The organism is Altererythrobacter sp. TH136 (assembly GCF_007065885.1).
GTDB lineage: Bacteria > Pseudomonadota > Alphaproteobacteria > Sphingomonadales > Sphingomonadaceae > Tsuneonella.
In genome coordinates, this window is sequence record NZ_CP041409.1 from 118,504 (window position 1) to 130,238 (window position 11,735).

Sequence of the window (11,735 nt, forward strand, 5' to 3'; positions counted from 1 at the left end):
CACGCCCCCTTGCACCAGGCGGCTCGAACGCTACGTTCGCAGGCGAAATGAAACAGCTGTTCCAACATGCCGCGATTACCGATGGGATCACCGTGCGGGTGGCCGTCAATTTTCTGCCCGAGCAATCCCGCCCGCAGGACGGCAAGTGGTTCTGGGTCTATCATATCCGGATCGAGAACGGCCGCGCTGAGCGGGTCCAGTTGCTCAGCCGTCACTGGCGCATCACCGATGCGCGCGGCATGGTGAACATCGTCGACGGCGAAGGCGTGGTGGGCGAAAAGCCGATCCTGGAGCCTGAGCAGAGCCACGATTACGTGTCCGGCTGTCCGCTGACCACTCCGCACGGCACGATGGAGGGCTTCTACACCTTCCAGCGTGCAAGCGGGCCACCGTTGGAGGTGCGGATTCCGTTCTTCCCCCTCGCAGCCCCGGCCGAGGCGGGGTGATGCTGGTTTCCCCGCTACCGTTCGCGCGCCTGCCGCGCTAAGGCCCGCCCTCGATGAAGCGCACGCACCTGCCCCTGAACGCCCTGCGCGTGTTCGACGCCGCCGCACGGCACCTGTCGTTTACCCGCGCCGCGGACGAACTGGCGGTGACGCCCGCCGCGGTCGGCCAGCAGATCCGCGCGCTGGAGGATCACCTCGGCACGGTACTGTTTCGCCGCACGAGCAAGGGGCTGGAACTGACCGATGAGGCCAACGCCGGGCTGGACGCCTTGCGCGAAGGGTTCCTGAAGTTCGAGGAAGCCGTCCAGGCCATGCAGGCCGGCCAGGCAAGCGACCGTTATACCATCGCCGCTCCGCGCGAATTCTACGCGCAGTGGCTGAGCCATCGTCTGGCGGCCTTCCGCGAGCAGAACCCCGGCATCCGCCTGCAGCTGATTGCCGATGAGAACGCGGACTTTACCGAGACCAATCTCGATGTGGCCATCCGGCTGGTGGACGGTCCTGGCGAGTTGGAAGGAATCGAGCTGGCCCCGGCCCGGCGGGTGGTAGTCGCCGCCCCCGGTGCGCCTGATCAGTGGATCGCCTGGCCTGGCGCGGCACTGCCTTCGGGAGAGGAGGGCATGGTTCTGGTCGCCAATCCGGGTCAGGCGCTGTCGAGCGCCATCGCCGGGCTGGGCAAGGCCATGCTGCCCGCACTGCTGGTGGAGGAAGCCGTGACCGCCGGCCGGCTATCAGTGCTGGAAGGCCCCGATGAAGGGCGCCGCGCATACTGGCTGGTGGCGCCGCTGCCCCAGTGGCGGCAGAAGAAGGTGAAGACGCTCGTCGCGTTTCTCACTCACGAACGCGGCGCCGAGCAGCCGCAAGGCTAAACCGTCCGTCAGACGGCGGGCCTCGGACAGAGTTGGTTCGCGATTACGGTCGCGCAAGCGAACCTGCCTGGTCCGCATGGCGTTCCTGCGCCCCCATCTCCTGCCTTCGGAAACCGACCCACAAACTTGATGTCGGAACGGTTCGGGCGGGGTGGCGTTTGGAAATCCGGACGAGAGGCGTTGCGTAGCGACGAACGTGCAATTCGCTTAATCGTAAAGGGACTGAACATGAAAAAGACAATGGTTTTGCTTGCTGCCGCCGCGCTGCCGCTGGGCGCCTGCACCTCGTACGGAAACGATGACACCCTCGCCAGCGCCGGGACCGGTGCTGCCATCGGCGCTGCCGCGGGTGCTGGCGTTTCCGCCATCGCCGGGACCGACCTGCTGACCAGCGCCGTCATCGGCGCCGCCGCTGGCGGACTTGGCGGGGCCATCTGGGCGGACCGCGATCGCGATGGCCGTGCAGACGGCTATGTCTATCAGGGCCAGTACTACCAGGGCACTCCGACGACCTATCAGGCCGGCATGGGCGACCGCACCTACTGCGCCGAACGGCGCAGCGTCGCTGGCACCGCGCTTCGGACCGGTGCAGCGGGCGCGGCTGTGGGCGCGGGCGCTGGTGCGCTGATCGGCGGCCTCGGCGTGCTCGAAGGCGCGGCGATCGGCGCTGCCGTCGGCGGCCTTGGCGGCGCGATCTGGGCTGACCAGGACCGTGACGGCTGCGTGGACGGTTACGTCCGTGAAGGCCAGTACTACTCGGGCGAGCCGATGCAGCAGCCGGTAAGCACCGGCTACACCGGCGAACGGGGCTAATCGTCCCATGACCAGCATCGCACGGGCTTTTGCCGCCCGAACCAATCGCGCGATGCTGACCGTAGGTGTGGGTGCGCTGATCGCAATCGGCGCACCCATCCCGGCGGCTGCAGCACCCTTCGCCGCGCCCGCGAGCGCGGAGCTTCGGAGCGAAGTCAAGCAGCGCGCCGGTGACCTGCGCCGCTTCTACGCGGCGCGAGATTATCGTCCGTTGTGGCTGTCGCCATCTGGCCAGGCCAGTTCCGCTGTCGATCGCCTGCTCGAACGGCTGGAGACCGCGCAGTTCGACGCGCTGGACAAGCGGACGCTGAAGAACCTTCGCACCGGATCGCTGCGCCGCGATCTTGACCGCGCCGCGGGCGGCAAGCCCGAAGCGATTGCGCGCGCGGATGTCGAACTGTCACAGATGTTCGCGACTTATGCCCGGGCCATGCGCGGAGCGCCGCGCGGACGGATGTTGTACGAAAGCGCGGCGCTCGCGCCGGTCATGCCGACCGCTGAATCGGTGCTCACGTCCGCCGCCAAATCACCTTCGCTCGATGAGCACATCACGCAGATGGCGTGGATGCATCCGTTCTATGCGGAGTTGCGGGACGCGCTCATCAGTCCGGGCTTTTCGCCTAACAAGCGCCAGGTCATCTGGGAGAACCTCAGCAGGGTTCGCGCGCTGCCGGCGATCCCGGCCGAACGTTATGTACTGGTCGACGCAGCAAGCGCGCGGCTGTGGATGTATGAGAACGGCAAGCCGGTCGATTCGATGAAAGCCGTGGTCGGGAAGCCGGAATCGGAAACGCCGGCGATGGCCGGGTTTATCCGGTACGCTATCGTCAATCCCTACTGGAACGTCCCGCCCGACCTTGTGCAGAACACGATCGCCAAGGGCGTGCTGTCGGGTGGCACCAAGTACCTCACGCAGCGCGGTTACGAAGTGCTGGCGAATTACGATGCGAACGCCAAGCCGATCGATCCCAAGAAGGTGGACTGGCAGGCCGTTGCCGCGGGTGCGCCGCCCCCTCACGTCCGTCAGAAGCCGGGCGGGAGCAATTTCATGGGCAAGGTGAAGTACGAATTCCCCAATGCGCAGGGCATTTATCTTCATGACACGCCCGATCGCGCGCTGCTCAAGCTTGACGATCGCCAGCTGAGCAACGGCTGCGTCCGTCTCGAAGATGCCGACCGGCTCGGCCGGTGGCTGCTGGGCGGGAAGTCGGTCAGCAAGACAGGCAACCGGCCCGAGCAGCGGATCGACCTGCCGACTGTGGTGCCAGTCTATATCACATATCTTACCGCGGCACCCGATGCGAAGGGCACGATCGCCTTTCGTGACGATGTATACGGACGCGATAGCGCGCCGCAATTCGCCGCCCTCGAAGGCGTCAGCGGCGCCGGCGCGTACCCCAGGTAAAGCTCGTCTGCAGGGTGCTGTCGATCGGTTGACCCGCCGCATCGGTGGCGGGACGGAAGCGGAAGCGCTGGGTGAACAGCCGACAGGTGAGACCGTCGAGCAGTTCCGCTCCGCTTGACCGGACAACTTCGCAGCGGTCCACGCTCCCATCGGTGCGAACGCGAAAGCTGATCGCCACGGTGCCGGCGAGCCCCGCCTGTTCGGCCGCTCTCGGATAGTCGCTGTCGCGCAAGGCACCGGCGATCCGCTGCGCTGGCGTTCCGCTGCCGCCGCCGCCTTCTCCAGTGCCGCTGCCGCCCGCGCCGGAGCCGCTGCCCTGCGTGCCGGATCCGCCATCGACGTCCCGCCCGTCGCCCGCAACGGGCGCGGCGGGAGCGACTGCTAGCGGAATTGCCGCCGACGGCGCTTCGCGGGGCAGCGCGTCCCCCGTCTGCCCCTCGGGAGCGGGCGCGGCGTCCGCCGTCCGCTGCGGTTCGCTGCGCTCCACGGGCGGGGGCGGGGGCGGGGGCGGTTCGTCCAAAGCGACGGTCACGGCCAGCGACTGCGTGGGTTCCACCGGCGAACGGTCGAACGACAACCCCCACGCCAGACCCGCGATGACGAGCGCGTGCACGGCAATGGTCGCGGCAGCCGCCCCGATCCGCCGTTTGCTTTCGCCATCGTGAGTTGCATACATGACTTGGTTGGAACGCGGACTCCGTAATTCGGCTCCGAGAGTCGTGGCCCCAGGTCGATCAGGTGTGCGCGCATGGCAGGAGCATCGCGGCTGCGGCTGAACGCCGATTGACGGCTGCGGTCAAAGCGTCTAGTGGCGCGCCCATCCAAGGCCGGCTGCTGGCTCGCCTCGGTCAGATAGAGCTGAACATTGGCAGTTGAGTTCCGGGGCCTGGCGCTGCGTGCGCGAAGGCTCTTTTCTATTGGAGCGGTTCCAGATGGAACGCTCTCGGGGCGGCTGTCAAAGTAACCCGGTGTCCGTGACCCGGGTGGAGTGTTTCAGGCTCGTGGCAGATATGCTGAACCCGGACATCGTCCAGGGCGGCGGCTGCGCGATCCTTTCCCTTCACCCTGGCGTGTGGCGCCTCCATACGGTGAAGAGAGAAAGTCTTAATGCCGACGATCAACCAGCTGGTCCGCAAGGGCCGCGAACCGCAGAAGGCCAAGTCCAAGGTCCCTGCGATGGAAGCGAACCCGCAGAAGCGCGGCGTTTGCACCCGCGTCTATACGACGACCCCGAAGAAGCCGAACTCGGCGCTGCGCAAGGTCGCCAAGGTGCGCCTGACCAACCAGCGCGAGGTCATCACCTACATCCCGGGTGAAGGGCACAACCTGCAGGAGCACTCGGTGGTGCTGATCCGCGGCGGCCGCGTGCGCGACCTTCCCGGCGTGCGGTACCACGTGCTGCGCGGCGTGCTCGACACCCAGGGCGTCAAGGACCGCAAGCAGAGCCGCTCGAAGTACGGCGCCAAGCGTCCGAAGTAAGGTTTCAACGCGGCGCTAGCCTGGCTCCAGCCCGCTCCTCCACCTGGCTAACCTATTGAGGTAGCATCTGGGTGGCCGGTGCGGGAGCGGGCCGAGCCGCAAGCCCTGACGGAGGTCAGGGTGCACTCCGAAGGAGTTACAAAAGATGTCACGTCGTCGTCGTCCCGAGAAGCGGGAAATCCTGCCTGATCCCAAGTTCGGTGATCAGATCCTGTCGAAGTTCATGAACAACCTCATGTACGACGGTAAGAAGTCGGTTGCCGAAAGCATCGTCTATGGCGCGCTCGAAACCGTCGAGACCCGTGCCAAGGCCGATCCCATCGGGCTGTTCCACACCGCGCTCCAGAACGTCGCCCCCCAGATCGAGGTCCGTTCGCGGCGCGTCGGCGGTGCGACCTACCAGGTGCCGGTCGAGGTTCGTCCCGAGCGTGCCCAGGCGCTCGCCATCCGCTGGCTCATCACCGCCGCTCGCGGCCGTGCGGAGACCACCATGTCGGCGCGCCTCTCGGGCGAGTTGATGGATGCCGCCAACAACCGCGGCAACGCGGTCAAGAAGCGCGAAGACACGCACCGCATGGCGGACGCCAACCGCGCCTTCTCGCACTACCGCTGGTAACCTGGCGCTGGTAACAGCCGGCGACTTAAAATCGTCGCTGGCAAACCCTACATGGGGGCTGGCTCACACCTGGTGAGCCGCCCCCGCTACCCCCGAGGAACTCCCAATGGCCCGCGAATACCCGCTGGAGCGCTACCGCAATATCGGCATCATGGCGCACATCGATGCCGGCAAGACCACCACGACCGAGCGTATCCTTTACTACACCGGCAAGTCCTACAAGATCGGCGAAGTCCACGACGGCGCCGCGACGATGGACTGGATGGAGCAGGAGCAGGAACGCGGGATCACCATCACCTCGGCCGCCACGACGACGTTCTGGCAGGCTGAAGACGGTCAGGGGCCCAAGCACCGCATCAACATCATCGACACCCCCGGGCACGTTGACTTCACCATCGAAGTCGAGCGCTCGCTGCGCGTGCTTGACGGCGCGGTCGCGGTGTTCGACGGCGTCGCCGGCGTGGAGCCGCAGTCGGAGACCGTGTGGCGCCAGGCCGACAAGTACGGCGTGCCGCGGATGTGCTTCATCAACAAGCTCGACCGGACCGGCGCCGATTTCTACTACTGCGTGCAGTCCATCATCGACCGCCTCGGCGCCAAGCCGCTGGTGCTCTATCTGCCGATCGGCGCCGAGAGCCAGCTCAAGGGCGTGGTGGATCTCGTCAACAATCGCGGCATCGTCTGGAAGGACGAGGCGCTGGGTGCAGAGTTCGAATACGTCGCGATCCCCGAGGACATGGCAGACAAGGCGGCGGACTACCGCAGCCAGCTGATCGAGCTCGTCGTCGAGCAGGACGATGACGTCATGGAGCAGTACCTCGAAGGCAACGAGCCCGACGTGGCGACTCTCAAGCGGCTGATCCGCAAGGGCACCATGGCGCGCAGCTTCGTGCCCGTGACCTGCGGTTCGGCGTTCAAGAACAAGGGCGTGCAGCCCCTGCTCGACGCCGTGGTCGATTACATGCCGAGCCCGCTCGACGTGCCCGCGATCAAGGGCGTGCTGCCCGACAGCGACGAAGAAGCCGAGCGTGCTTCCAGCGACGACGCGCCGTTCGCGGCGCTGGCGTTCAAGATCATGAACGATCCGTTCGTCGGCAGCCTGACCTTCACCCGCATCTATTCGGGCAAGCTGGTCAAGGGCCAGGTCCTGAACAGCGTGAAGGACAAGAAGGAAAAGATCGGCCGCATGCTGCTGATGCACTCCAACAACCGGGAGGACATCGATGAGGCGTTTGCGGGCGACATCGTCGCGCTCGCCGGCATGAAGGACACGACCACGGGCGACACCCTGTGCGACATGGCCAACCCGATCATCCTCGAGCGGATGGAATTCCCCGAACCCGTCATCGAACTGTCGGTGGAACCCAAGACCAAGGCCGACCAGGAAAAGATGGGCGTCGCGCTCAATCGCCTGGCGCAGGAAGACCCGAGCTTCCGCGTGTCGACCGACCACGAAAGCGGCCAGACGATCATCAAGGGGATGGGCGAGCTCCACCTCGACATCATCGTCGATCGCATGAAGCGCGAATTCAAGGTCGAGGCCAACGTCGGTGCGCCGCAGGTGGCTTACCGCGAATACCTCGCCAAGCCGGTCGAGGTCGATTACACCCACAAGAAGCAGTCGGGTGGTTCGGGTCAGTTCGGCCGGGTCAAGGTCAAGGTCACTCCGGGTGAGCGCGGTCAGGGCGTTGTCTTCGAAGACAACATCAAGGGCGGTAACATCCCCAAGGAGTTCATCCCCGCGATCGAAAAGGGTTTCCGCGAGCAGGCTTCGAGCGGGTACCTGGTGGGCTTCCCGATCATCGACTTCTCGATCGAGCTCTATGACGGTGCGTACCACGACGTCGACTCGAGCGCGATCGCGTTCGAAATCGCCGGCCGCGGCGCCATGCGCGAAGTGGCGAGCAAGTCGGGCATCAAGCTGCTCGAGCCGATCATGAAGGTGGAAGTCGTGACCCCCGAGGATTACCTCGGTGACGTGATCGGCGACATCAACAGCCGGCGCGGGCAGATCCAGGGCACCGACACGCGGGGCAATGCCCAGGCGGTCGAGGCGATGGTGCCGCTCGCCAACATGTTCGGTTACGTGAATGAGCTGCGCTCGTTCACGCAGGGCCGGGCACAGTACTCGATGCAGTTCTCGCACTACGACGAAGTGCCGGCCAACGTGGCGGCGGAAGTCAAGGAGAAGCTTGCCTAAGAAAGGGTGAGCGTCTAGGGGCGGCACCCGATTCACCGGGTGCCGCAGCCTGCTTGGTGAAATTCATTTTCAGACAGAGGTTAAGGTCAAAATGGCTAAGGAAAAATTCCAGCGGAACAAGCCGCACTGCAACATCGGCACCATCGGTCACGTTGACCACGGCAAGACCACGCTGACCGCCGCGATCACCAAGGTCATGGCCGAAGTGTACGGCGGCACCGCGGTGGACTTCGCGAACATCGACAAGGCGCCTGAAGAGCGCGAGCGCGGCATCACCATCTCGACCGCACACGTCGAGTATGAGTCTGACGCACGCCATTACGCGCACGTCGATTGCCCGGGCCACGCCGACTACGTGAAGAACATGATCACCGGTGCCGCCCAGATGGACGGCGCGATCCTGGTCGTGAACGCCGCCGACGGCCCGATGCCCCAGACCCGCGAGCACATCCTGCTCGCCCGTCAGGTCGGCGTGCCGGCGCTGGTTGTGTACATGAACAAGGTCGATCAGGTCGACGACGAGGAAATCCTCGAGCTCGTCGAACTGGAAGTGCGCGAGCTGCTGAGCTCGTACGACTTCGACGGTGACAACATTCCGATCATCAAGGGTTCGGCTCTGGCCGCTCTCGAAGGCCGCGATGACAACATCGGCAAGGATTCGGTCGTTGCGCTGATCAAGGCGGTCGACGAATTCATCCCGCAGCCCGACCGTCCGGTCGACAAGCCCTTCCTGATGCCGATCGAAGACGTGTTCTCGATCTCTGGCCGCGGCACCGTGGTGACCGGCCGCATCGAGACCGGCATCGTCAACGTGGGCGACGAAGTCGAGATCGTCGGCATCAAGGACCTCAAGAAGACGACCGTCACCGGCGTCGAGATGTTCCGCAAGCTGCTCGATCGCGGCGAGGCCGGCGACAACGTCGGTGCGCTGATCCGCGGCGTGGCGCGTGAGGAGGTCGAGCGCGGCCAGGTTCTCGCGAAGCCGGGTTCGGTCAAGCCGCACACCGATTTCGAAGCCGAAGTCTACGTGCTGTCGAAGGACGAAGGTGGGCGTCACACGCCGTTCTTCGCCAACTACCGCCCGCAGTTCTACTTCCGCACCACCGACGTGACCGGTGAAGTTGTCCTCCCCGAGGGCACCGAGATGGTCATGCCGGGCGACAACGTCACGATCGGCGTCAAGCTGATCGCGCCGATCGCCATGGACGAAGGCCTGCGCTTCGCCATCCGCGAAGGCGGCCGGACCGTTGGCTCGGGCGTCGTTTCGAAGATCACCAAGTAAGCTTGGCGATCTGCTCAGGTTCAGGCCCGGCGCTCTTCGGAGCGTCGGGCCTTTGCCGTTCTGGGGTCGCGAAGCCAGGTTGAACCTTTTGTGCGCCGAGTAAGCGTTTCTTCCACAAACAGGGTTGTCAGCCGGGGTCGCTATCCGTATAGGCCCGCCACCGGCAGGGGATTCTTCTCTTGCTCACGAAATTCAGGGAAGGCCGCCCGTTCCGGGAAACCGGATGAAGCGGGGCGCGCCTTTCTTTTTTGCGGGTTGCAAGCGGTAACGTCGGCGGCACGCTCAGGCTCTTTCGCATCGGTAGGGACATGGAAGCTCAGAATATCCGCATTCGCCTGAAGGCGTTCGATCACCGCGTGCTTGATCAGGCAACTGGCGAGATCGCCGAGACCGCCCGTCGTACGGGTGCGCTGATTCGGGGTCCCATTCCCATGCCGACGCGCAACGAAAAGTTCACCGTTCTTCGCGGCCCGCACATCGACAAGAAGTCGCGCGAGCAGTTCGAAGTCCGCACCTACAAGCGGCTGCTCGATATCGTGCAGCCGAACGCCCAGACCGTGGACGCGCTGATGAAGCTCGACCTTGCGGCCGGCGTGAACGTCGAGATCAAGCTGGCTTGATTTCATCGCGGAGCTCCGGCTTCGCGGACTAGGGATACCTCCGGCCACGCCCTCGGGCACAGGGCCGGGTAAGCGTCCCCCGTCTCGCTTCCCTCGGGAAGCACTTTGGCCCGGACGGGGCGATGCATGATTTCCAGGGCCGAGCACGCACTCCGGATGGTCTGGAGTGCCTCTGTAAGGAGAACGGATCATGCGCTCAGGCGTGATCGCTAAGAAAGTCGGGATGACCCGCCTGTTCCAGGAAGACGGCCGCCACGTGCCCGTCACCGTCCTGGCGCTTGAAGATTGCCAGGTCGTATCGCACCGCACCGCTGATCGTGACGGCTACTACGCCGTTCAGCTGGGCGCGGGCGAGGCCAAGCAGAAGAACGTCAACAAGCCGCAGCGCGAGGCGTTTGCCAAGGCCGAAGTCGGCCTGAAGATGCGCGTCGCCGAGTTCCGGGTTTCGGGCGAGGATGCCCTGATCCCGGTCGGCTCGACGATTTCGGCCGAGCACTTCATCGCCGGACAGAAGGTCGACATCACCGGCCACACGCAGGGCAAGGGCTTTGCCGGTGCGATGAAGCGCTGGGGCTTCGGCGGTATGCGCGCGACGCACGGCGTCTCGATCAGCCACCGTGCGCACGGTTCGACCGGCCAGCGTCAGGATCCGGGCAAGGTCTTCAAGAACAAGAAGATGGCGGGCCACATGGGCGACCGCCAGCGTACTCAGCAGAACCTCGAGGTCGTTCGCACGGACGCTGCCCGCGGGTTGATCTTCGTGAAGGGTTCGGTCCCTGGCACCAAGAACAGCTGGATGCTGGTCCGCGATGCGGTGAAGCTGACCGCGCCTGAAGGACTGCCGTTCCCCGGCGCCGTGCTCGACCGCAACGCCGCTCCTCAGCACGAGGAAGCGCCTGCCGGTCTGGTTGAAGCGGCTGCCGAGCACGAAGTGCACGATCAGGTCAGCCCCGAGCTGCAGGAGCAGCTCGCTGCCGAGCAGCAGGCAGGTGCGGGTGACGATGTCACTCCTGCCGTCGGCGACGCAACTTCCGAGAGCGGCAACGCCTCGGACGACAACAAGGAGGGCTGATCCGTGAAGGTTACGGTCCAAAATCTCGACGGCGGCGCGGCCGGCGATCTCGAGCTGAACGATGCAGTGTTCGGCGTGGAGCCGCGGCAGGACATCCTGCACCGCGTCATCACGTGGCAGCTGTGGAACCGGCGCGCGACCGCTCGTCCGACCCGCGAGCGCAGTGAAGTTTCGCGTACCGGCAAGAAATTCGGCCGTCAGAAGGGTGGCGGCACCGCCCGTCACGGCGATCGCGCGGCCCCGGTGTTCATCGGCGGCGGCAAGGCGCACGGTGCCCGCAAGCGGGATTTCAATATCTCGCTGAACAAGAAGATCCGCGCGCTGGGCCTGCGCATGGCGCTGTCGAGCAAGGTCGAGAACGGCCTGGTCGTGGTCGACAACCTGGAACTGGCTGAGGCCAAGACGAAGGCGCTCAAGGGCCAGTTCGACAAGAACGGCTGGAGCGGCAAGGTGCTGGTGATCGACGGCGACGCCGGTGAAAGCTCGTTCGCTCGCGCCGCGGGCAACCTGCCGGGTGTGAACATTCTGCCGGCCGTGGGCGCGAACGTCTACGACATCCTGAAGCACGACACGCTGGTCCTCACCCGGTCGGCTGTCGAAAAGCTGGAGGCGCGTTTCAATGGCTAAGCAGCAGAAGCAGATCGATGCGCGTCACTATGACGTCATCCTCGCCCCTCACATCACCGAGAAGAGCACGTTGCTGTCGGAGCACAACGGCGTGGTCTTCAAGGTCGCCAACGACGCCACCAAGCCGCAGATCAAGGAAGCGGTCGAGGCTCTGTTCGGAGTCAAGGTGCTGGGCGTGAACACCATCGTTGCCAAGGGCAAGACCAAGCGCTGGAAGGGCAAGCCCTACAGCCGCACGGACATGAAGAAGGCGATCGTGACCCTGGCTGACGGCGACTCCATCGACGTCACCAGCGGGATCTGAGG

General features: G+C 65.1%; 13 protein-coding genes. 12 read left to right on the forward strand and 1 reads right to left on the reverse strand.

Annotated elements, in window-relative coordinates:
• Positions 1–47 precede the first annotated feature (47 nt).
• The 4 genes from apaG to C0V74_RS00585 all read left to right on the forward strand — a co-directional run bounded on the left by apaG (position 48) and on the right by C0V74_RS00585 (position 3,533).
• Positions 48–446 (forward strand): Co2+/Mg2+ efflux protein ApaG, encoded by a 399-nt coding sequence (apaG, locus tag C0V74_RS00570; protein WP_131623557.1) that lies wholly within the window; start codon positions 48–50, stop codon positions 444–446.
• Between the two features lie 53 nt (positions 447–499).
• Entirely contained in the window at positions 500–1,315 is an 816-nt protein-coding gene (locus C0V74_RS00575; RefSeq protein WP_131623555.1) for a LysR family transcriptional regulator, read from the forward strand.
• A gap of 228 nt (positions 1,316–1,543) precedes the next feature.
• Positions 1,544–2,128 carry a glycine zipper domain-containing protein gene (locus C0V74_RS12975; protein WP_210413424.1) on the forward strand — a complete coding sequence of 195 codons (585 nt, stop codon included), beginning with the start codon at positions 1,544–1,546 and terminating at the stop codon, positions 2,126–2,128.
• 7 nt (positions 2,129–2,135) lie between these two features.
• Positions 2,136–3,533, forward strand: a complete 1,398-nt coding sequence (locus C0V74_RS00585) for a L,D-transpeptidase family protein (protein ID WP_143250202.1) — start codon at positions 2,136–2,138, stop codon at positions 3,531–3,533.
• Here C0V74_RS00585 and C0V74_RS00590 read toward each other — a convergent pair.
• A complete protein-coding gene (locus tag C0V74_RS00590; RefSeq protein ID WP_143250203.1) occupies positions 3,505–4,209 on the reverse strand; it encodes an energy transducer TonB in 705 nt (234 codons plus the stop codon). The two genes, C0V74_RS00585 and C0V74_RS00590, sit on opposite strands and share 29 nt — an antisense overlap.
• 431 nt (positions 4,210–4,640) lie before the next feature.
• On the opposite strand from C0V74_RS00590, the gene rpsL reads away from it, so the two are divergent.
• The 8 genes from rpsL to C0V74_RS00630 all read left to right on the forward strand — a co-directional run bounded on the left by rpsL (position 4,641) and on the right by C0V74_RS00630 (position 11,733).
• Positions 4,641–5,012, forward strand: coding sequence for a 30S ribosomal protein S12 (gene rpsL / locus C0V74_RS00595; protein ID WP_126175288.1), 372 nt, complete (start codon positions 4,641–4,643; stop codon positions 5,010–5,012).
• 145 nt (positions 5,013–5,157) lie between these two features.
• Positions 5,158–5,628, forward strand: a complete 471-nt coding sequence (gene rpsG, locus C0V74_RS00600) for a 30S ribosomal protein S7 (protein WP_131623549.1) — start codon at positions 5,158–5,160, stop codon at positions 5,626–5,628.
• A 106-nt stretch (positions 5,629–5,734) separates the two neighbouring features.
• A complete protein-coding gene (fusA, locus tag C0V74_RS00605) occupies positions 5,735–7,828 on the forward strand; it encodes an elongation factor G (protein ID WP_131623547.1) in 2,094 nt (697 codons plus the stop codon).
• 91 nt (positions 7,829–7,919) lie between these two features.
• Positions 7,920–9,110, forward strand: a complete 1,191-nt coding sequence (gene tuf, locus C0V74_RS00610; protein WP_131623545.1) for an elongation factor Tu — start codon at positions 7,920–7,922, stop codon at positions 9,108–9,110.
• A gap of 308 nt (positions 9,111–9,418) precedes the next feature.
• A complete protein-coding gene (rpsJ, locus tag C0V74_RS00615) occupies positions 9,419–9,730 on the forward strand; it encodes a 30S ribosomal protein S10 (RefSeq protein ID WP_131623543.1) in 312 nt (103 codons plus the stop codon).
• A 190-nt stretch (positions 9,731–9,920) separates the two neighbouring features.
• Entirely contained in the window at positions 9,921–10,802 is an 882-nt protein-coding gene (gene rplC, locus C0V74_RS00620) for a 50S ribosomal protein L3 (RefSeq protein ID WP_131623541.1), read from the forward strand.
• A gap of 3 nt (positions 10,803–10,805) precedes the next feature.
• A complete protein-coding gene (gene rplD, locus C0V74_RS00625) occupies positions 10,806–11,429 on the forward strand; it encodes a 50S ribosomal protein L4 (RefSeq protein WP_131623539.1) in 624 nt (207 codons plus the stop codon).
• On the forward strand, positions 11,422–11,733 hold the full coding sequence (locus C0V74_RS00630) for a 50S ribosomal protein L23 (protein ID WP_131623537.1): 312 nt from the start codon (positions 11,422–11,424) through the stop codon (positions 11,731–11,733). Before rplD ends, C0V74_RS00630 begins: the two co-directional genes overlap by 8 nt.
• Positions 11,734–11,735 lie beyond the last annotated feature (2 nt).

What these genes read in the sequence shown, in the direction of transcription:
- rplC (WP_131623541.1), top strand. Translation starts at nt 9,921, where the DNA reads ATGCGCTCAGGCGTGATCGCTAAGAAAGTCGGGATGACCCGCCTGTTC.
- rpsL (WP_126175288.1), top strand. Translation starts at nt 4,641, where the DNA reads ATGCCGACGATCAACCAGCTGGTCCGCAAGGGCCGCGAACCGCAGAAG.
- C0V74_RS12975 (WP_210413424.1), top strand. Translation starts at nt 1,544, where the DNA reads ATGAAAAAGACAATGGTTTTGCTTGCTGCCGCCGCGCTGCCGCTGGGC.
- C0V74_RS00590 (WP_143250203.1), bottom strand. Translation starts at nt 4,209, where the DNA reads ATGTATGCAACTCACGATGGCGAAAGCAAACGGCGGATCGGGGCGGCT.
- fusA (WP_131623547.1), top strand. Translation starts at nt 5,735, where the DNA reads ATGGCCCGCGAATACCCGCTGGAGCGCTACCGCAATATCGGCATCATG.
- C0V74_RS00585 (WP_143250202.1), top strand. Translation starts at nt 2,136, where the DNA reads ATGACCAGCATCGCACGGGCTTTTGCCGCCCGAACCAATCGCGCGATG.
- C0V74_RS00575 (WP_131623555.1), top strand. Translation starts at nt 500, where the DNA reads ATGAAGCGCACGCACCTGCCCCTGAACGCCCTGCGCGTGTTCGACGCC.
- rpsG (WP_131623549.1), top strand. Translation starts at nt 5,158, where the DNA reads ATGTCACGTCGTCGTCGTCCCGAGAAGCGGGAAATCCTGCCTGATCCC.
- rpsJ (WP_131623543.1), top strand. Translation starts at nt 9,419, where the DNA reads ATGGAAGCTCAGAATATCCGCATTCGCCTGAAGGCGTTCGATCACCGC.
- tuf (WP_131623545.1), top strand. Translation starts at nt 7,920, where the DNA reads ATGGCTAAGGAAAAATTCCAGCGGAACAAGCCGCACTGCAACATCGGC.
- apaG (WP_131623557.1), top strand. Translation starts at nt 48, where the DNA reads ATGAAACAGCTGTTCCAACATGCCGCGATTACCGATGGGATCACCGTG.
- C0V74_RS00630 (WP_131623537.1), top strand. Translation starts at nt 11,422, where the DNA reads ATGGCTAAGCAGCAGAAGCAGATCGATGCGCGTCACTATGACGTCATC.